This window comes from Achromobacter sp. 10T422 (assembly GCF_056394065.1).
Window position 1 is genome coordinate 155,492 of the sequence record NZ_JBFTHD010000010.1, and the last position, 18,207, is coordinate 173,698.

General features: G+C 64.9%; 18 protein-coding genes. 13 read left to right on the top strand and 5 right to left on the bottom strand.

Annotation, left to right across the window (positions count from 1 at the left end; translation table 11 throughout):
* Positions 1-32: 32 nt before the first annotated feature.
* From AC1DB0_RS25795 to AC1DB0_RS25805, 3 genes are read left to right on the top strand one after another with little or no spacing between them, the layout of a single operon-like run.
* Positions 33-1,172 carry an aminotransferase class V-fold PLP-dependent enzyme gene (locus tag AC1DB0_RS25795; protein WP_476758246.1) on the top strand — a complete coding sequence of 380 codons (1,140 nt, stop codon included), beginning with the start codon at positions 33-35 and terminating at the stop codon, positions 1,170-1,172.
* Between the two features lie 36 nt (positions 1,173-1,208).
* On the top strand, positions 1,209-2,504 hold the full coding sequence (locus AC1DB0_RS25800; RefSeq protein WP_054427711.1) for an O-acetylhomoserine aminocarboxypropyltransferase/cysteine synthase family protein: 1,296 nt from the start codon (positions 1,209-1,211) through the stop codon (positions 2,502-2,504).
* 3 nt (positions 2,505-2,507) lie between these two features.
* A complete protein-coding gene (locus AC1DB0_RS25805) occupies positions 2,508-3,326 on the top strand; it encodes an alpha/beta fold hydrolase (protein ID WP_254600400.1) in 819 nt (272 codons plus the stop codon).
* A 68-nt stretch (positions 3,327-3,394) separates the two neighbouring features.
* Here the strand turns inward: AC1DB0_RS25805 and AC1DB0_RS25810 are convergent, their stop codons facing one another.
* Positions 3,395-4,321 carry an AraC family transcriptional regulator gene (locus tag AC1DB0_RS25810; RefSeq protein WP_054427785.1) on the bottom strand — a complete coding sequence of 309 codons (927 nt, stop codon included), beginning with the start codon at positions 4,319-4,321 and terminating at the stop codon, positions 3,395-3,397.
* Between the two features lie 222 nt (positions 4,322-4,543).
* Here AC1DB0_RS25810 and AC1DB0_RS25815 point away from each other — a divergent pair, with 222 nt between their 5' ends.
* From AC1DB0_RS25815 to AC1DB0_RS25835, 5 genes are read left to right on the top strand one after another with little or no spacing between them, the layout of a single operon-like run.
* On the top strand, positions 4,544-5,098 hold the full coding sequence (locus tag AC1DB0_RS25815; protein ID WP_054427708.1) for a carboxymuconolactone decarboxylase family protein: 555 nt from the start codon (positions 4,544-4,546) through the stop codon (positions 5,096-5,098).
* Positions 5,098-6,294 carry an acyl-CoA dehydrogenase family protein gene (locus tag AC1DB0_RS25820; RefSeq protein WP_476758277.1) on the top strand — a complete coding sequence of 399 codons (1,197 nt, stop codon included), beginning with the start codon at positions 5,098-5,100 and terminating at the stop codon, positions 6,292-6,294. The genes AC1DB0_RS25815 and AC1DB0_RS25820 overlap by 1 nt, the downstream gene beginning before the upstream one ends.
* Positions 6,291-7,088 carry an ABC transporter ATP-binding protein gene (locus AC1DB0_RS25825; RefSeq protein ID WP_054427707.1) on the top strand — a complete coding sequence of 266 codons (798 nt, stop codon included), beginning with the start codon at positions 6,291-6,293 and terminating at the stop codon, positions 7,086-7,088. The genes AC1DB0_RS25820 and AC1DB0_RS25825 overlap by 4 nt, the downstream gene beginning before the upstream one ends.
* Positions 7,089-7,122: 34 nt before the next feature.
* Positions 7,123-8,313: an ABC transporter substrate-binding protein gene (locus AC1DB0_RS25830; protein ID WP_346551919.1), complete on the top strand. Its 1,191-nt coding sequence runs from the start codon at positions 7,123-7,125 to the stop codon at positions 8,311-8,313.
* Between the two features lie 14 nt (positions 8,314-8,327).
* Positions 8,328-9,158, top strand: a complete 831-nt coding sequence (locus tag AC1DB0_RS25835; RefSeq protein WP_476758247.1) for an ABC transporter permease — start codon at positions 8,328-8,330, stop codon at positions 9,156-9,158.
* A gap of 31 nt (positions 9,159-9,189) precedes the next feature.
* Here the strand turns inward: AC1DB0_RS25835 and AC1DB0_RS25840 are convergent, their stop codons facing one another.
* On the bottom strand, positions 9,190-9,759 hold the full coding sequence (locus AC1DB0_RS25840) for a surface-adhesin E family protein (RefSeq protein WP_476758248.1): 570 nt from the start codon (positions 9,757-9,759) through the stop codon (positions 9,190-9,192).
* A gap of 147 nt (positions 9,760-9,906) precedes the next feature.
* Between AC1DB0_RS25840 and AC1DB0_RS25845 the strand changes: the two genes are divergently transcribed.
* Entirely contained in the window at positions 9,907-11,229 is a 1,323-nt protein-coding gene (locus AC1DB0_RS25845; RefSeq protein WP_427949514.1) for a hypothetical protein, read from the top strand.
* A gap of 34 nt (positions 11,230-11,263) precedes the next feature.
* Here AC1DB0_RS25845 and AC1DB0_RS25850 read toward each other — a convergent pair whose 3' ends face one another.
* Complete coding sequence (locus AC1DB0_RS25850) at positions 11,264-11,683, bottom strand: universal stress protein (protein WP_346551915.1); 420 nt, start codon at positions 11,681-11,683, stop codon at positions 11,264-11,266.
* Positions 11,680-12,687, bottom strand: a complete 1,008-nt coding sequence (locus AC1DB0_RS25855) for a TerC family protein (RefSeq protein ID WP_476758249.1) — start codon at positions 12,685-12,687, stop codon at positions 11,680-11,682. The genes AC1DB0_RS25850 and AC1DB0_RS25855 overlap by 4 nt, the downstream gene beginning before the upstream one ends.
* Positions 12,688-12,833: 146 nt before the next feature.
* Here AC1DB0_RS25855 and nhaR point away from each other — a divergent pair, with 146 nt between their 5' ends.
* Positions 12,834-13,766: a transcriptional activator NhaR gene (gene nhaR / locus AC1DB0_RS25860; RefSeq protein WP_476758278.1), complete on the top strand. Its 933-nt coding sequence runs from the start codon at positions 12,834-12,836 to the stop codon at positions 13,764-13,766.
* Here the strand turns inward: nhaR and AC1DB0_RS25865 are convergent.
* Complete coding sequence (locus AC1DB0_RS25865) at positions 13,763-14,452, bottom strand: GntR family transcriptional regulator (protein WP_476758250.1); 690 nt, start codon at positions 14,450-14,452, stop codon at positions 13,763-13,765. The genes nhaR and AC1DB0_RS25865 overlap by 4 nt on opposite strands.
* 124 nt (positions 14,453-14,576) lie before the next feature.
* On the opposite strand from AC1DB0_RS25865, the gene araD reads away from it, so the two are divergent.
* From araD to AC1DB0_RS25880, 3 genes are all read left to right on the top strand, one after another.
* A complete protein-coding gene (gene araD / locus AC1DB0_RS25870) occupies positions 14,577-16,307 on the top strand; it encodes an L-arabinonate dehydratase (RefSeq protein WP_476758251.1) in 1,731 nt (576 codons plus the stop codon).
* 71 nt (positions 16,308-16,378) lie between these two features.
* On the top strand, positions 16,379-17,089 hold the full coding sequence (locus AC1DB0_RS25875; protein WP_476758279.1) for a ribonuclease activity regulator RraA: 711 nt from the start codon (positions 16,379-16,381) through the stop codon (positions 17,087-17,089).
* Between the two features lie 79 nt (positions 17,090-17,168).
* Positions 17,169-18,158: a Bug family tripartite tricarboxylate transporter substrate binding protein gene (locus AC1DB0_RS25880; RefSeq protein WP_175168583.1), complete on the top strand. Its 990-nt coding sequence runs from the start codon at positions 17,169-17,171 to the stop codon at positions 18,156-18,158.
* The last annotated feature ends 49 nt before the right edge of the window (positions 18,159-18,207 follow it).

An 18,207-nucleotide genomic window follows, 5' to 3' on the forward strand; every position in this document is an offset into this window, starting at 1 on the left:
ATACCAAGTTGGAATCACAGAGAAGGTTGCGCATGAGCTGGCAGGACGAATTCAGGCAGTTGTTTCCCATCACGCGTGACAAGGCCTACGCCAATATCGCCTACACCAGCCCGTTGTCGCCCAAGGTGGCTGACGCGGTGGCCGGCTTCTTTGACAGCATTACTTATGCCCGCAGCGACAAGCCGCAATGGCTGCGCGATGCCGACGCCTTGCGTGTGCGCCTGGCCCGCCTGATTGGCGGGGACGCGCGCCGCCTGGCCTTCACCAAGAACACCACCGAAGGCTTGAACACGGTGGCGCAAGGCCTGGCCTGGCAAGACGGCGACAACCTGATCGTGGATGATCAGGAACACCCCACCAACGCCTTGCCCTGGCTGAACCTGCGCCGTCGCGGCGTGCAGGTGCGCGTGGCCCAGGCGAAATCGCATCGCTATACGGTGGATGATCTGTGGCAGCACGTGGATGCGCGCACGCGTTTGATCGCGGTGTCGTGGGTGCAGTACGGCACCGGCTTGCGTACCGACATCGCCGAGCTCGGCCGCCGCTGCGCCGAACGCGGCATCTGGCTGATCGTGGATGGCATCCAGGGTGCAGGCCTGTTGCGCGCCAAGGTCGACGAATGGAAAGTGGACGCGTTTGCCTGCGGCGCGCACAAAGGCATGCTCGGCCCCTTGGGCGTGGGCTTGTTGCACGTGTCGCCCAAGCTGCTGGACGCGCTGGACCCCTTGTACGTGGGGCCGTCTGGCGTCACCACCTTGGACAAGTCCGGCCTGCAATGGCAGGTGGGCGTGTCGGATGCCGGGGACGCGCGCCGGCTGGAAACCGGCAACCTGAACTATCCTGGCATTGCCGGTTGGGCAGGTGCGCTGAGCTTGATCGAAGGCGCGCAGCCGGATCGTATCGAACCCTGGGTGCTGGAATTGTCGCAAGCGCTAAGTGAAGGCTTGCGCGCGCAGGGCGTACAGGTGGTGTCGCCGGCAGACGCCGAATTGCGCAGCACCACCACCGCCGTGCGCGTGGCGGACCCCGCCGCCGCCCTGGCGCACCTGACCCGCGAAGGCGTGGTGGCCAGCGTAGTGGAGTATGGTTACGTGCGCCTGTCCGTCGGCGCCTATAACAATCACGAAGACATCGAACGCATCTTGCGCGCCGCGCGCGCCTTGGCCGTTTGATTCGCTTTATCAAATTCGTATTTTCTGGAGAGACACATGACTGAACCGAAGAAGCCCAACTGGCGCCTGGAAACCGTGGCCGTGCATGGCGGCTACCGCCCCGATCCCACGACCCGCGCCGTGGCCGTACCCATTTACCAGACGGTTGCCTACGCGTTCGATGACACGCAGCATGGCGCCGACCTGTTCGACCTGAAGGTGCCGGGCAACATCTATACCCGCATCATGAACCCCACAACCGACGTGCTGGAGCAGCGCGTGGCGGCCCTGGAAGGCGGCATCGCCGCGCTGGCGCTGGCCTCGGGCCAGGCCGCCGTCACCTACGCCATCCTGACCATTGCCGAAGCGGGCGACAACATCGTGTCGTCCAGCACGCTGTACGGCGGCACCTACAACCTGTTCGCGCACACGTTGCCGCAATACGGCATCACCACGCGCTTTGCCAGCCCCAGCGACCTGGCCGCATTTGAATCGCAGATTGATGACCGCACCAAGGCCATCTTTGCGGAATCGGTCGGCAACCCCTTGGGCAACATCACCGACATCGCCGCGTTGGCCGACATCGCCCACCGCCATGGCCTGCCGCTGATTGTCGACAACACCGTGCCGTCGCCGTACCTGCTGCGCCCGATCGAACACGGTGCGGATATCGTCGTGCAGTCGCTGACCAAGTACCTGGGCGGCCACGGCACGAGCCTGGGCGGCGCCATCATTGATTCGGGCAAGTTCCCGTGGGCCGAACACAAGGCCCGCTTCAAGCGCCTGAACGAGCCGGACATCAGCTACCACGGCGTGGTCTATACCGAAGCCTTCGGAGCCGCCGCCTACATTGGCCGCGCGCGCGTGGTGCCGCTGCGCAATACGGGCGCCGCGATCTCGCCGTTCAACTCGTTCCAGATTCTGCAAGGCATCGAAACGCTGGCGCTGCGCGTGGACCGCATCGTTGAAAACGCCGTCAAGGTTGCTACCTTCCTGCGCGAGCATCCGAAGGTGGAATGGGTCAACTACGCGGGGCTTGCCGATCACCCCGACCACGCCCTGGCGCAGAAATACCTGGGCGGCAAGGTGCCGGGCCTGTTCACGTTCGGCGTGAAGGGCGGCCGCGACGCGGGTGCGCGCTTCCAGGACGCGCTGCAACTGTTCACGCGACTGGTCAACATCGGTGACTCGAAGTCGCTGGCCACACACCCGGCTTCCACCACGCACCGCCAATTGAATCCCGAAGAACTGCAAAAGGCCGGCGTGCGCGAAGAGACCGTTCGCTTGTCGATCGGTATTGAACACATCGACGATTTGATCGCCGACCTGGAACAGGCATTGGCGCAGGTTTAAAGCATGACGATGATTCCCCGCAGGACCCTGTTGAAACTGGCCGCCGGGCTGCCGGCCCTGGCGGCGGGCGCTTCGGCGCTAGCCGCCAACCCGGCCAAGAAGGCCAAGACGTATGTGCTGGCCCATGGCTCGTGGCATGGCGGCTGGTGCTGGCGCCCGGTGGCCGACCGCCTGCAAGCGGCGGGCCATCGCGTCTACGCGCCCAGCTATACCGGCATGGGCGACCGCGCGCATTTGCTGAACAAGAACATCACCATCGACACCTTCGTCGAAGACCTGGTGCAGGTCATCGAAACGCAAGAGTTGAACGATGTGATTCTGGTGGGCCACAGCTTCGGCGGCATTCCCATCAGCGGCGTGGCCGACCGAATCCCTGAGCGCTTGGCGCACCTGGTGTACTTCGACGCCATCGTGCTGCAAAGCGGCCAGGATGCGTTTTCGGTGTATCCGAAGGCGGATGCCGATGCGCGTATTGCTGCCGCGTCCAAGGCCACGGGGGGGTTGGCGGTGCCGATTCCCGATCCGATTCCCGCCGCGTGGGGGTTCACCCCGGGCAGCGCGGATTACGAATGGGTGAAGCGCCGGCTGACGGCGCATCCGCTGGCCAGCTACACCACGCCGCTGACGTTGAAGCACCCCATTGGCAACGGCCGCCCGCGCACGTACATCCATTGCACGCAGCCTGAATTGGCGGTGCTGGAGGAATCACGCAAGCTGGTGAAGTCGCAGCAAGGGTGGAAGTGGGTGGACATCGCCGCGCCGCACGAAGCCCACATCACGCATCCCGGCTTGCTGGCCGATCTGTTGCTGGGTTTGGGGTAAGGCGAAGACGCGCTAACGCCAAGGCGAGCGCCAGCAGGCAAGCGCCAAGGCAAGCGCCGGCGCTATTGCTAGCGCTTGCGCAAGGCCGAGGGCGCTACGCCCTCGGTCCGTTGAAACACCCGGCTGAACGCGGCTTGCGATTGATAGCCCACGCGTTCAGCCGCATCCTGAATTCCCATCCCCTGGCTCAAATAACGGCGCGCGACGCGCATGCGCAGCAGTTGCAGCAATTGCGCGGGTGTGGTGCCGCTTTGCAGCGTGAAGCGCCGGTGAAACGTGGCTTTGGACATATGCAGGCGGTCTGCCATGTCTTGCATGCTCCAGGGCGCGGCGGGGTCCGCCAGAATGGCTTGCAGCAGGCTGGCCATGGCGGGGTCGCGCGCCAGCACGAACAGGCCGTAGGCCTGGCGGTCATGCAGCGCCAGATGGCGCAGCATGAAGAAGATCAACAGATCGGTCAGCCGTTCCAGCACCACGGGCGAGCCGCCCGGCGGTTGCGACGTTTCCGCCAGAATCAAATCGAACACGCCGCGCGCGGTGCGAAAGCGTTCGTCTTCGGCGCGCAGCACCAGGTAGTCGGGCAGGGTGTCGGCCAGCAAATCGGCCAGGCCCGGCCGGAATTGAAAGAAGCCGCAAGCCAGCCCCGTGCTGTCTGCTTGCCGCGGCAATAGCGGCTCCATGACGCGGCACAGCGCCGTGCCGGGCGCCGGGGCGTCAAGCGGCGTCAACGCGTGCGGGATGTCGCGCAGGAAGAAAATGCCGTCGCCCGCGGCGAGCGTCAGCGCGTCTTGCTCAATGCCGTGGGCATCCAGCAGCGCCACCCGGCAGCGGCCATGCAGGATCAAATGAAAGCTTGCACGCGCCCGCCCGCTGGTGCTGGCGGACCAATTGCCGCAATACTGCCCCAGGTGATACAAGCTGGATTGCACTTCCAGGCTGGACAACAGCAGCGCATCAACAGCGGCTTGATCGGTGTGAGGAGCGTGGTGGGACAAGATAGGTGAGCCGGGCTTGAGCGGTGAACATGAACTGATCGGGTCCGATGACCGTAGCAGTTTGCGAGCATGATGGCGGACGAAACGCGGGTGGTAATTCTGGTTATAAGCGAATAGCTGAAAGTCGATAAGATCGAGCATCAAGTTGCGATCTTCGCGCATTGTCGCTTGTGGCCGGCCGCCCGCACAATATGGTTTTCAACGATACCCCAGGAGATCTTCATGGCCCGTTTGCCCGTCCATACCGCGCAAAGCGCTCCCGAACCCACGCGCGCCGCGCTGGCCGCCGCGGAGCAGGGCGCCGGATACCTGTCGAACCTGCTGGGCGTGCTGGCCAATGCGCCGGTGGCGCTGGAGGCCTATCAAACGCTGTCGCAGCTGAATGCGCGCGCCGGGCTCACCTTGCAGGAACGCGAAGTGGTGCAACTGGTGGCTGGCACGCGCCACGGCTGCACGTTCTGCGTGGCGGGGCACACGGCCATTGCGCGCAACAAGGCGCGGCTGTCGCCTGAAGTGATTGAGGCGTTGCGCGCTCAAGGCGTGTTGCCGGATGAACGCCTGCAAGCGCTGGCGGCCTTTACCGAAGCGGTGATCCTGACGCGCGGCCGTGTCACCGACGACACGCTGCAAGCCTTGCGCGATGCTGGCTACACGGACGGCAACGCGTTGGAGGTGATCGTGGGCGTGGGGCTGGCCACGATCTGCAATTTTGGCAATAACCTGGCGCAGACGCCGTTGAACGATCAGCTGCGCGACTACGCCTGGAGCGGCGCGTGATGACGGCGCTAGCGCTGCACACAGAAGGGAACTGGCGCTTGCCGCAGGATCTGGCGGCATGGCTCACGCAGCATGCCGACGCCTTGGACGACGGCAGCCATAACGCGGCCACGGTGCTGCCCAAGCTGGCCGAGGCCGGCGTGTTCCGCATTGGCGTGCCGCAGGCGCTGGGCGGCCAGCCCGGTACTGACATCGGCGACGCCATCGAAGCGGTATCGCAAGTGGCCGAACACTCGGTCGCCAGCGCCTTTGTGGCGTGGGGCCAGCGGGTGTTTATTGAATACCTGTTGCGCAGCCCGAACACGGCGCTGGCAGAGCGCTGGCTGACGCCGCTGCTGACGGGCGAACAAGCCGGAGCCACCGCGTTGTCGAACGCGATGAAGTTCCTGAGCGGCATTGAATCGCTGCAAATCAGTGCGCGGGAATCCGACGGCCACTGGGTGCTGGACGGCCGCATGCCGTGGGTCACCAATCTGCGGCCACAGGGTTTTTTGGTCGCGGCCGCCGTGACCGCGCCCGACGGCACGCCCGCCGTGGTGGCGCTGCCCAACGATATCGCGGGCCTGACGCGCAGCCCGGATCTTTCCTTGATGGCCTTGCAGTCCAGCAACACGGCGGCGCTGGAGGTGCAGGGCGTGCGCATCGGGCCGGACTGGCTGATCCACGCCGATGCCCGGCAGTATCTGCCCGGCGCGCGTCCGGCGTTCGCGGGGCTGCAATGCGGTTTGTCCATCGGGCTGGCGCGGCGCGCTTTGGACGCCGCAGCGCAGACCGGGCAGGGCCAGGCCTCGCGCGGCATTTTGGGCGAGCCGCTGGCCGCGTTGCGGGCGCAAGTGGAAGCGTTAAGCGCCAGCTTGATCGCCGGGGTGCGCAGCGGACGCTTCGTGACCGAGCCTTGGGCCTTGTTTGAAATCCGCATCGCATTGGCCGATGCCGCGCATCAGGCGGTGCAACTGGAGCTGCAAGCCAGCGGCGGCGCGGCCTATTTGAAACCGGCAGGCGCCAGCTTTGCCCGGCGCTGGCGTGAAGCGGCGTTCCTGCCCATCGTCACGCCCAGCCTTGTGCAATTGAAAACCGAGCTGGCCAAACGGCAGGCCAAGCTGGCCGCCGAGGCGACGGGAGCCGGCGTAGCGGGTGCAGGGCTGCAAGCGGCCCAAGCGTCTACCGTGGCGCCACAGGCGGGAGCCACCGCGTGACGGCGGGCGCGCCGCCGGTGTTGCAGGCGCGTGGCCTGGCCTTGCGCTATCCGGCTGCGCCGGCGCCGGTCTTTCAGGACGTGGACCTGGACTTGGCGCGCGGGGAAGTCGTGGCGGTGCTGGGCGCAAGCGGCGCGGGCAAGTCCAGCCTGCTGCGCGTGCTGGCGGGCTTGCAGTCCGCCACGGCGGGTTCGCTGCGCATGGAAGGCGCGCCGCTGAATGGCGTGCATCCGCGCGTGGCGGTGGCGTTTCAGGACCCCAGCCTGTTGCCGTGGCTGTCGCTGGAACGCAATGTGGCGTTCGGGCTGGACTTCAAGCATCAGCCCGCGCTGACGGACGCGCAGCGCCGGGCGCGCGTGGACCAGGCCATCGAAGAAGTCGGCTTGTCGCATGCGCGGCATATGCGCCCGGCGCAATTGTCGGGCGGCATGGCGCAGCGCACGGCTTTGGCGCGCTGCCTGGCGCGCCAGCCGTCGGTGCTGCTGCTGGACGAACCGTTCGGCGCGTTGGACGAAGTTACCCGCAGCGACATGCAGGGGTTACTGCGCAAGGTCGTAGCCGACTTCAACACCGCCGCCGTGCTGATCACCCACGATATTGACGAAGCCCTGGTGCTGGCCGACCGCATTGTGCTGCTGGGCGGCGCGCCCGGCCGCATCCTGGGCACGTGGCAGGTGGACCTGCCGCATCCGCGCGCCGACCTGCTGTCTGAAATGGGCGCGCTGCGCCTGGAAATCCTGACCCGTCTGCGCAGCGCGCTGCGGGCCGGGCGTATTGACGCCGTACCGGCCTGACCGGTTCGCCACCCCCCAAGCAAGGAGCTTATTGATGTGCCTGGAACACATGTCGCGTCGCGACTGGTTGAAACTCTCGGCCCTGCTGACGGCAGGTGGCGCGGCGTCTTTGCTGTCGGCGTTCAACGCCCGTGCGCAAACCGACCCGGACGCGCCCGTGCGCATCGGCTATCTGCCCATTACCGACGCCGCGCCGTTGCTGGTGGCGCATAACAACGGCCTGTTCGACAAGGCGGGCGTCAAGGCCGAAAAGCCCACGTTGCTGCGCAGCTGGGCGCAGGTGATCGAAGCCTTTATTTCGGGGCAGGTCAACGTGGTGCACTTGTTGTCGCCCATGACCGTGTGGGCGCGGTTTGGCAGCAAAGTGCCGGCCAAGGTGGTGGCGTGGAATCACGTGGGCGGATCGGGCCTGACCGTGGCGCCCGCTATCAACAGCGTGAAGGAATTGGGCGGCAAGACGGTCGCCATTCCGTTCTGGTATTCCATCCACAACGTCATGTTGCAGTACCTGCTGCGCGAAAACGGCTTGACGCCGGTGGCGCGCAAGGATGGCGCCGTGGGCGCCAACGAGGTCAACCTGATCGTCATGGCGCCCGCCGACATGCCGCCCGCGCTGGCGCAGAACCGCATCGCGGGCTACATCGTGGCGGAACCGTTCAATGCGGTTGCCGAAACGCTGGGCGTGGGCAAAGTGCTGCGCTTTACGGGCGACGTCTGGCGCAATCACGCGTGCTGCGTCGTGTTCATGCACGAGCGCGACCTGGAACAGCGCCCGGAGTGGTCGCAGAAAGTGGTGGACGCCATCGTCCAGGCGCAACTGTGGATACGCGACAATCGCGCCGAGACGGCGCAGCTGCTGTCCAAAGAGGGCATCAACCGCTATACGCCGCATGCGTTGCCCGCGCTGTCCAAGGTGCTGGCGCCGCCCGCATCCGACCGCGAGCAGTACCTGGCCAGCGGCGCCATCCGCCATGCCGATTGGGACGAACGCCGCATCGACTTCCAGCCCTATCCGTTTCCCAGCTACACCGAGGAACTGGTGCGCCGCCTGCGTGACACGCTGATCGAGGCCGACCGGGGTTTCCTGGCCGGCCTGGACCCCGCACGCGCCGCAAGCGAGCTGGTGGATGACCGTTACGTGAAGCGCGCGATTGAATCCGTGGGCGGCCTGAGCCGCTTCGGCTTCCCCAACGCCTACAGCCGGACTGAAATGGTGCAGGCGTGACGGCACGGGAGTCTGTGGCACAAGCGCCGGCTGGCGGACAGGCGGCGCCAGCCATCAAGCCCGCCAAGCCTGCGAGTGGCGCACGCGCCGGGGGCTTGGGCCTGCTCGCGCGTTGCGCATTGGGCCTGGGCGGGCTGGCTGCATTGCTGGCGCTGTGGTGGCTGGGCACGGATGTGCTGTCGCCCGCCGGCGGCATGGCCCGGCGCTTTTCGCCGGGCGCCACCTTTGTCAGCCTGGCCGAGCTGCTGACTGCGTCCGATCTGCCGCTGCATATCCTGGTCAGCCTGCGGCGCATTGCGGTGGGCTTGGGATTCGCGCTGGCGATCGGCGTGCCGCTGGGCCTGGCGATAGGCAGCTGGCGCCGCCTGGAGGCCACGGTGTCGCCCGCGATGCAATTCTTGCGGATGATCTCGCCGCTGTCGTGGATGCCCATCGCCGTGATGGTGTTTGGCGTGGGCGATGACCCGGTCTACTTCCTGCTGACGTTCGCGGCCGTGTGGCCCATCGTGTTGAACACGGCGGCCGGCGTGCAGCAGCTGGACCCGCGCTGGCTGCAACTGGCGCAAAGCGTGGCGGCCACGCGCTGGGAGACCTTGCGCCGCGTAATCCTGCCGGGCGTGCTTGGCCACATCCTGACGGGCGTGCGGCTGGCGATTGGCATTCTGTGGATTGTGCTGGTGCCCTGCGAAATGCTGGGCGTATCGGCGGGCATGGGGTATTTCATTCTGGACACGCGCGACCGTCTGGCCTATTCCGAACTAATGGCCATGGTGCTGATGATCGGCGTGCTGGGCTTTCTGCTGGACGCCGCGGCGCGCGGGCTGTACCGGTACTGGCGGGGGTAGGGCGCGGCGTGGCCGCCGCGCTCCCGGGCAACTACTTGCGTGCGTTCTTGCCCGGCGTGGGGCAGACCACGCCCCGTAGCTTGCGCTGCACGGGGTCGCGCGCGACGGGCGCGTTATGGATGCCCGCCACGGGTATCGATTCCACCAGCGCCCCGGTGGCGTCGTTACCGGCATAGTGCTGGGTGTGGGTGACGGTGTAGGTGTTGGCGGTGCAATTCAAGGTGATGGGCTGCGAGACCGATCCGTACGGTTGGCCATTGGTTTCGGACACGCGCGGCTGCGCATAGAACCAGGCCACGGTCACCGTCATCACCACGGGGCGCTCGGATACGGGGGCAATCGATGCGCTGTCGTAGAACACGCCGGGCATGGCCTGCGGGTCCAGCGGCGTCCAGGCCGGGCCGCCGCCGAAGGTGATGCCCGACACGTCAAGGCTGCGAGGCACGATGTTGACGGCGCAGGCGTCGGGGGGAATCGGGTCGCCTTCGCGCACCGTCACCGCCGCGCAGACGTCAGGCGTAGCGGCCAGCGCCGGCTGCCCCCATGCGATTGCCCCAAGAACAACCAGGGCGAAGGTGAGGGGGGCGTGCCTAGCGATCATGTCCGGGTTCCGTGTATGGGCCAATGCGGCGTAAGAGTATGTCACGCCAGTATAGAGAACCGCGCGTGACACGCTATAGTTTCGTCCGTTCCCCCAAACGTCACTGGCCGAATGGCTGGTGCTGCCGCCTCTGGATGCGTTGCCTTCATGAACCTTAGACTGCTTGCCAGCGCTGCCGCGATCGCCGTCGCCGCGGTGATCGGCTATGGCATCTACCAACTGGTTCCCATGGGCAAACCCTTGGCGCGCAGCGAGATCATCGGCGAACTCAATGGCCCGGCGCTGGCCTCGTCCTCGCGGGTGGCGCTGCAACGTTACGGCGAACGGCAGCTGCTGATCGGGCAGCGTCTGGTGTCGGCCAAGGACATGCCCGCGCTTGAAAAGGCCCCGCTGCTGGATGCGCAAGTGCCCGCGCTTGGCACGCGCCAGCAGAACCCCTGGCTGCAGGCTGATACGCGCAACCTGATCTATGGCGGGCAGGGCACAGGTGCTTTTGATCTGCTGGGGTCGATCAGCGGTGACGCCGGGGTCAGCCTGATCGGCACGCCGGAAGGGCGCGCGCTGTATCTGATCACCGCCATTGAACGCACACCCGAAGCAGGCGAACAGCCCGCCGCGTTTGAAACCTTGCGCTCGGACGACCTGGGCAAGACGTGGGCGCGGGACGCGGACGTGGTGCTGGGCCCCGGGCAGCAGCACACCGTGTTTCTGACGCAAGACCGCGTCATCGCAATGGAACGCCATGACGCGGGTTACCGCTTGCTGGTCAGCCAGGACGGGGCGCGCCAGTGGTCGGGGATCTCGCTGGATGAACAGGTGTGGCCGGATGGGGCCGCCTTTGAACGCGCCTTTCGCGACATGCTGGCCAAGGACGGCGGCGCCCGCGCCGAAGACCAACTGGCCTATGACTGGTCGCTCTATCCGCTGGATGAGCGGCGCGCCGTGGGCTGGAGCTGGCGCACGCGGATCAGCCTGAGCGCGTCGGACAAGAACGAGGTGCTGGAGACTCGCCGCTTTGAAGTCGAGCTGCAAGATGGCGTGTCGCCGGCCTTTCGCATCACGCAGGGCGTGGCCCCGGTGCCGCCCCAAGCGGCGGACGCGCGCGTGACGCGGGATGAGCCCGTGTTCGAGACCTCGGGCGATGCCATTTATGAGCTGGACAAGGCCGAACGCATCTGGCATCGGCGCGCCGATTCTCCGTTGGTGCAGGGCAAGCCCAGTTGGATCGGCGACGCCTGGTTCAGCGGCCGCGCCTGGGTGATCAAGACCTACGCCGACCACCTGTTCTCGTTTAACGAGTACACCAAGACCTATTTCTATACGCGCGATCAGGGCAAGACCTGGCGCCCGTTCCAACTGCCGCAAGACGTCGAGACGGGACTCTTGGGCATGGACGCGTCGGGCGACGCGCTGCTGTCGCTGGCCGAGCGCGACGGCAGGACGGTCATTCGCCGGTACCCCTTGGATTGACAGCCCGACAACTGCCGCCGCCGTCGCTTCGGTGTCAGATCACCAGCACCGGGCAGGTCGCGTGCGCCAGTATCCGACTGCTGACGGACCCCAGCACGGCGTTCATAAGCGGGCTGCGGTGATGCGAACCCAGCACAATTACGTTGGCTTTGACGTGCGCGGCATAGTCAATGACCTTTTGGGGCGTGAAACCGGTCATTTCGTGGCATTCAAAGTTGACGTTGCCGTTGCGCAGTATTTCCACCACTGAGCGCATCGCCTTGTCGCTTTCTTCGTGGTGCCAGGCATCGACTTCGTCCTTGCCGATGAATGACACGACATCCCCTCTGACTTCGGGCTCGCAATGCACGACATGCACGATGAAATCGCGGTTTAGCAAAGGGGTCGCGACCAGGTAGTGCGCCGCCTCATTGCTATACGTCGATCCGTCGGTGGCAAGAATGATTGTGTTCATGGCTGCTCTCCGGGTTGGGACTTCTTCACTTCGTTGCGGTTGGCGGTAGCCGTTCGCTTTGGCAGGGCCAGGCTGGCGCCAATGGAGGCGGCCAGCACCACCCCAATCACGCCGAGCGACCAATGCACCGGTACGTGCACCCACTGCGCCGCCAGCATTTTTGCGCCGATGACCATCAGCACAACTGCCAATCCATACTTCAAGTAGTGAAAGCGGTCCACCAAGTTGGCCAGCAGGAAGTAAAGCGCCCGCAAGCCCATGATGGCGAAGATGTTCGACGTGAAAACGATGAAGGGGTCGGTGGTGACGGCGAAGATCGCCGGGATGCTGTCGACGGCGAACACCACATCCGTCGCCTCAATCAGCAGGAGCACCACGAACATTGGGGTCGCGTAACGCATCCCATGGATCTGCACGAAGAAGGCCTGTCCATGGTATTCCTTGGTGATTCGCATGGTGGCCCGCATCAAGCGCACCAAGGGGTTTTGCGCGATGTCGGGCTGGCGGCCTGCGGCGGTCAGCATTTTGATGCCGCTCAGCACCAGGAACGCGCCCAGCACATAGAACAGCCAGGCAAATTGGGTCAGTAGCCAGACGCCGGCAAGTATCATTCCGATGCGCATGAAGATGGCGCCCAGCACCCCATACAGCAGCACCCGCCGCTGCAATTCGGGGGGGACCGCGAAGTAGGTGAAGATCAACGAAAACACGAACATATTGTCCGCAGACAGGGACAGTTCGATCAGGTATCCGGTGAAGTACTCCAGCGTCTTTTGATTGGCCACTGCCCGGCTTGCGGTGGCGTCAAGAAACCACCACATGAGCAGGCCGAACAGCGTTGCCAGCGTCGCCCAGGCAAGCGCCCAGAACAGTGCTTCCCGAGGCGACACGCAGTGTGCGCGGCGGCCGCCCAGCATATACAGATCCAGTGCCAGCACGGCGACCACGAAAGCGATGAATCCCACCCACATCGGCAGGGTGGCAAACGTTTCAACCCGGCCCATAAGCCGCCTCCCGCCATCGTCGCCTGCCGCCGGAAGGCGAGCGGAACCGTGAACGATGCAAGGTACGAGGCCAGTCTAGAGCGTGCCTATTCGTCGGACAATTCGCATAACATGAAGTCATAGTCAGATTTTTTGGAATGATCTCCATGGTCACTCTCAACTACAAACATCTGCGCTATTTCTGGGTGGTCGCCAAGGCCGGGAGCATTGCCCGCGCAGCGCAGCAATTGCAGCGCACCCCTCAATCGATAAGCGGCCAGTTGCAAGAACTGGAATCCGCACTGGGCTCCGCGTTGTTCCGGCGGGCGGGGCGGGGACTTGAACTCACGGATATCGGTCGGCGAGCGGTGCAGTACGCCGATCGCATCTTTACCCTGGGCGACGAATTGCTGGACGATCTGCGTGACCGCCCCGCCCGGCAATCCCTTGATTTCAGGTTGGGTGTTGCCGAAGGCGTACCCAAAGCGCTTGTGTACCGGATGATCGAGCCGGTGTTGCGGCTGGAAGAGAACGTGCGGCTGATCTGTCGTGAAGGCCGGCTTGCCTTTTTGCTGGCAGACCTGGCCGTACACCGCTACGACATGGTGATTGCCGATCGCCCGATGCCGAATCACGTGAACGTACGCGGCTATAGCCATTTGCTCGGCGAAAGCAGCCTGACTTTTTTTGGAGCGCCCGCGTTGCTTGAACAGTTGCCGAGCCGTTTTCCCAAGATGCTGGATCAGGCGCCATTTCTTTTGCCGGGTGAAGACGCGGCAATCCGCGTGCGGTTACTGCAATGGTTTGACGAGCACAACATCCGCCCGCGCATCGTGGGCGAATTTGATGACAGCGCGTTGTTGAATTCATTCGGCCAGACCGGGGTGGGCTTATTTGCCGCGCCTAGCGCCACCGCCGCCTACCTGGTCAAACAGTACCGGGTGCGCACCATAGGCACCGTCAGCGCCGTCAAGGAACAGCTTTACGCCTTGACGACCGATAGGCAGCTGCAACATCCGGCAATCATTGCACTGAGCAAGGCGGCCCAAGAAGACATCTTCGGCCCGTCGGCGCTGGGACGCGCACGCAACCGGGGTTAGGCGGCCAGCACGTACTCCGGATATCGCTTGCAGATCTCGGCAACCTGGCTCAGCGTGCCAGACAAATGTTCGCGCAGCACCTGTTGCGCCTGCGCGGGTTCCTGCGCCACGATGGCGTCCAGCAAGCGCTGATGGTCGTCCATGATGCGCTCGGCCTTGCCGGCTTCCGGCAGATGCAGCCGGCGCAGACGGTCCAGGTGGCCGCTGTAGCGCTGCTCCAATTCCCATAGGCTCGTCACGCCCGCGGCGGTATGCATGTCGCGGTGAAACGCCTGATCCGCATTGATGAACTGCTGGTATTCGCCACTGGCGTGGCTCGTGCGTTGCAGGTCGATGCTGGCTTGCAGCCGCTTGTGCAGCATCGGATCAGGCCGTTGCGCAAGCATGTGCACGATTTCCAGCTCCAGCGACTGGCGCAGGAAATGCGCCTGCCGGGCGGCGGGAATGTCGATGCGGCTGACGACGGTGGTGTGTTGCGGATAGATTTCCACCAGCGCTTCTTCGGCCAGCCGCATCAGGGCGTCGCGGATAGGCGTCTGGCTCAAGCCATAGGTTTCGGCCAGCGTCACGCGCGACAGCGGGGCGCCGGGGGCGAGTTCCAGCGACACGATCTGTTCGCGCAGATGTTCGAAAACCTGGGGCGCGGCGTGGCGTGAGCGGTCGAGTCGGAGCTTGGGGCTTTGCATCAGGGGGCCTGACGGGAGTACGGTAGTAAAGCCCGCAGTGTAGCGGGTTTTCACCTAGCTGACGCACTAATGTATTAGTGTTTAAATGCGTTCATCCCCACCACGCCTCACCCCCATTTCCCCTATGAAACGTACCTACGAAAGTCTGCGCAGCGCCGCCTGGATGGCCAAGGATGACCTGCGTTCGTTCGGCCACCGTTCCCGCATGATGCAAATGGGCTATGCGCCTGACGACTGGGTTGGCCGGCCCATCATCGCCATCATCAACACCTGGTCTGACCTCAACCCCTGTCACAGCCATTTCAAGCAGCGCGTTGAAGACGTGAAGCGTGGCGTGTTTCAGGCGGGCGGTTTTCCGGTGGAGCTGCCGGCCATTTCGGTGTCGGAATCCTTCGTCAAGCCCACGACGATGCTCTACCGCAACTTCCTGGCCATGGAAACCGAAGAGCTGCTGCGCAGCCACCCGGTGGATGGCGCGGTGCTGATGGGCGGCTGCGACAAGACCACGCCGGGGTTGCTCATGGGCGCCATCAGCGCCGGGCTGCCGTGCGTGTACGTGCCGGCCGGCCCCATGTTGCGCGGCAACTGGAAGGGCAAGATCCTGGGGTCGGGGTCGGACGCCTGGAAGCTCTGGGACGAACGCCGCGCCGGCAAGATCACCCAGGAACAATGGACCGAAGTCGAAGGCGGCATCGCCCGCAGCTACGGCACCTGCATGACGATGGGCACGGCCAGCACCATGACGGCCATTGCCGAAGCCATCGGCATGACCTTGCCCGGCGCGTCCTCGATTCCCGCAGCTGACGTCGGCCACATGCGCATGTCCGCCGAGTGCGGCCGCCGCGTGGTCGAGATGGTCTGGGACGACCTGACGCCCAAGCGCATCCTGAGCCTGGCATCGTTCAAGAACGCCATCAACGTGGCCATGGCCATGGGCTGTTCCACCAACGCCATCATTCACCTGGTGGCCATGTCGCGCCGCGCAGGCCATGCCGTCAGCCTGGAAGACTTTGACGCCGCCAGCCGCAAGGTGCCCGTCATTGCCAACATCCGGCCCAGCGGCGACACCTATCTGATGGAAGACTTCTATTACGCAGGCGGTTTGCCGGCACTGATGACGCGCCTGGACGGCCACCTGGACCTGTCGGCCATGACCGTCACCGGCAAGACGCTGGGCGAGAACATCGCGGGCGCCGAGGTCTACAACGACGACGTCATCCGCAAGGTGGACACCGCCATTTACGACGAAGGCGCGCTGGCCGTGCTGCGCGGCAATATCGCGCCCGACGGCTGCGTGATCAAGCCCAGCGCGTGCGCGCCGCAATTCCTGCAACACACGGGCCCGGCGCTGGTGTTCGACGACTACCCCAGCATGAAGGCGGCGGTCGACGACGAGAACCTGGACGTCACCCCCGAACACATCATGATCCTGCGCAACGCCGGCCCGCAAGGCGGCCCAGGCATGCCGGAATGGGGCATGCTGCCCATCCCGACGAAGCTGGTGAAGCAGGGCGTGCGCGACATGCTGCGCCTGTCTGACGCCCGCATGAGCGGCACGAGCTACGGCGCCTGCATCCTGCATGCGGCGCCCGAGTCCTATGTGGGCGGCCCGCTGGCCTTTGTGAAAACCGGCGACCTGATCACGGTGGACGTGCCGGCTCGCAGCATTCATCTGAACATCAGCGACGAAGAACTGGCCGCACGCCGTGCCGCCTGGACGCCGCCGCCCAAGCGCTACGAGCGTGGCTACGGCTGGATGTATTCCAAGCACATCCTGCAAGCCAACGACGGCTGCGATTTCGATTTCCTGGAAACCGAGTTCGGCGCACCCGTGCCGGAACCCGAAATCTTCTAAGCGCGCAGGCGGGCAGGGCCCGCCGCGCGTTTCTTTCATTCTGTTTTTTGTCCGGAGTCATCGTGTCCCAAATGAATCCCGAAACCCGTGCCCGCCTGTCCGGCATCAGCACGGCCACCCTGTGCACGGCGCTGTTCAAACGCGGCCTGCGCAATCAGTTCATCCAGGACGTGCGCCCGCTGAACGCCAACCTGCCCAACATGGTCGGCCCGGCGTTCACCCTGCGCTACATCCCCGCGCGTGAAGACTTGAACACCATCAAGGTGTTTGAAGACCGCTCGCACCCGCAACGCGTCGCTGTCGAAACCTGCCCGGAAGGCGCGGTGCTGGTCATGGACAGCCGCAAGGACGCGCGCGCGGCGTCCGCCGGTTCCATCCTGATCACGCGCTTGATGAAGCGCGGCGTGGCTGGCGTGGTCACGGACGGGGGCTTTCGCGATTCCCCTGAAATTGCCGAACTGGGCTTTGCCGCCTATCACCAGCGCCCCTCGGCCCCGACCAATCTGACGCTGCATCAGGCGCTGGACATCAACGCGCCCATCGGCTGCGGTGATGTCGCCGTGTGGCCGGGCGACATCGTCGTGGGCGACCGCGAAGGCGTGGTCGTCATCCCCGCGCATCTGGCCGAGGAGATCTCGATCGAAGCGGTGGAGATGACCGCATTCGAAGACTTCGTGACCAGCCAGGTGCAGCAGGGCGCGTCCATCCTGGGCCTGTACCCGCCCACCGATCCGGGCACCAAAGACAAATTCGCCGCCTGGCGCAAAGAACAAGGCCGTTGAGCCTTGCCGTAGGCGGCCGGCCGTCCCGCCGCCTGCGACCCCATACCTATAAAGCAATAAATCAAGGCAGGAGACAACCATGAATACGCAACGACGCAGCGCGTTGGCCGCGCTGCTGGCCAGTGCCGTCCTAGGCACGCTGGCCATGCCGGCCAGCGCCGCCGATTGGCCCGCGCAAAAGCCGATTTCCTATGTGGTGCCGTTCACCGTCGGCGGGTCTACCGACGTCGTTGGCCGCGTGCTCGCCCAGAAGCTGGGTGACCGCCTGCACCAGAACGTCATCGTCGAAAACAAGCCCGGCGCGGCCGGCGGCATCGGCGCCACCTACGTCGCGAAAGCGCCGCCCGATGGCTACACCTTGTTCGGCGGCACGATCAGCACGCACGCCATCAACGCCAGTTTGTACAAGAACCTGAAGTACGACCCGGTCAAAGACTTCGAACCGGTGTCGCTCATCGCCTACCTGCCGAACGTGCTGCTGGTTGACCCCAACCTGGGCGTGAACTCGGTGGCCGACCTGATCGCGCTGCTCAAGCGCGACCCCAACAAGCGCACCTTCGCGTCCTCCGGCGCGGGCACGTCCACGCACCTGGCCGGCGAACTGTTCTCAAGCATGATCGGCGTGCCGCTCACGCACGTGCCTTACAAGGGCACCCCGCCCGCCATGGTGGACGTGTCATCGGGCGCCGTAACCTTCATGTTCGACCAGATGACCGCCGCCTTGCCGCTGCTGCAAACCGGCAAACTGAAGCTGCTGGCCGTCACCACCAAAGACCGAATCTCGCTCGCGCCGGAGGTCCCCACCATGCAGGAAGCCGGCGTGCCGGGTTTCCAAATGGCATCCTGGCAAGCGGTTTACGCTCCGAAGGGCACACCCAAACCCATCCTGGACAAGCTGGCCGCCGAAATCGCGCTGATCTTGAAGGAACCGGATGTGCAGGAAAAACTCGGCAAGACCATGGGCATGGAACTCGTCGGCAGCACGCCGGACGAATTACGCGCCCTGATGGCAACCGAGATTCCGCGCTGGGCGGAAGTGGTGAAGAAGTCGGGGGCGACGGTGGAGTAGTCTTTCCGCCGGCGGAGTGTACCGACAGCAAAACGCCCACGCGCACCAA

Coding starts and splice junctions, on each gene's coding strand:
- AC1DB0_RS25795 (WP_476758246.1), top strand. CDS start 33: ATGAGCTGGCAGGACGAATTCAGGCAGTTGTTTCCCATCACGCGTGAC.
- AC1DB0_RS25800 (WP_054427711.1), top strand. CDS start 1,209: ATGACTGAACCGAAGAAGCCCAACTGGCGCCTGGAAACCGTGGCCGTG.
- AC1DB0_RS25805 (WP_254600400.1), top strand. CDS start 2,508: ATGACGATGATTCCCCGCAGGACCCTGTTGAAACTGGCCGCCGGGCTG.
- AC1DB0_RS25815 (WP_054427708.1), top strand. CDS start 4,544: ATGGCCCGTTTGCCCGTCCATACCGCGCAAAGCGCTCCCGAACCCACG.
- AC1DB0_RS25820 (WP_476758277.1), top strand. CDS start 5,098: ATGACGGCGCTAGCGCTGCACACAGAAGGGAACTGGCGCTTGCCGCAG.
- AC1DB0_RS25830 (WP_346551919.1), top strand. CDS start 7,123: ATGTGCCTGGAACACATGTCGCGTCGCGACTGGTTGAAACTCTCGGCC.
- AC1DB0_RS25840 (WP_476758248.1), bottom strand. CDS start 9,759: ATGATCGCTAGGCACGCCCCCCTCACCTTCGCCCTGGTTGTTCTTGGG.
- AC1DB0_RS25845 (WP_427949514.1), top strand. CDS start 9,907: ATGAACCTTAGACTGCTTGCCAGCGCTGCCGCGATCGCCGTCGCCGCG.
- AC1DB0_RS25850 (WP_346551915.1), bottom strand. CDS start 11,683: ATGAACACAATCATTCTTGCCACCGACGGATCGACGTATAGCAATGAG.
- AC1DB0_RS25855 (WP_476758249.1), bottom strand. CDS start 12,687: ATGGGCCGGGTTGAAACGTTTGCCACCCTGCCGATGTGGGTGGGATTC.
- nhaR (WP_476758278.1), top strand. CDS start 12,834: ATGGTCACTCTCAACTACAAACATCTGCGCTATTTCTGGGTGGTCGCC.
- AC1DB0_RS25865 (WP_476758250.1), bottom strand. CDS start 14,452: ATGCAAAGCCCCAAGCTCCGACTCGACCGCTCACGCCACGCCGCGCCC.
- araD (WP_476758251.1), top strand. CDS start 14,577: ATGAAACGTACCTACGAAAGTCTGCGCAGCGCCGCCTGGATGGCCAAG.
- AC1DB0_RS25875 (WP_476758279.1), top strand. CDS start 16,379: ATGAATCCCGAAACCCGTGCCCGCCTGTCCGGCATCAGCACGGCCACC.
- AC1DB0_RS25880 (WP_175168583.1), top strand. CDS start 17,169: ATGAATACGCAACGACGCAGCGCGTTGGCCGCGCTGCTGGCCAGTGCC.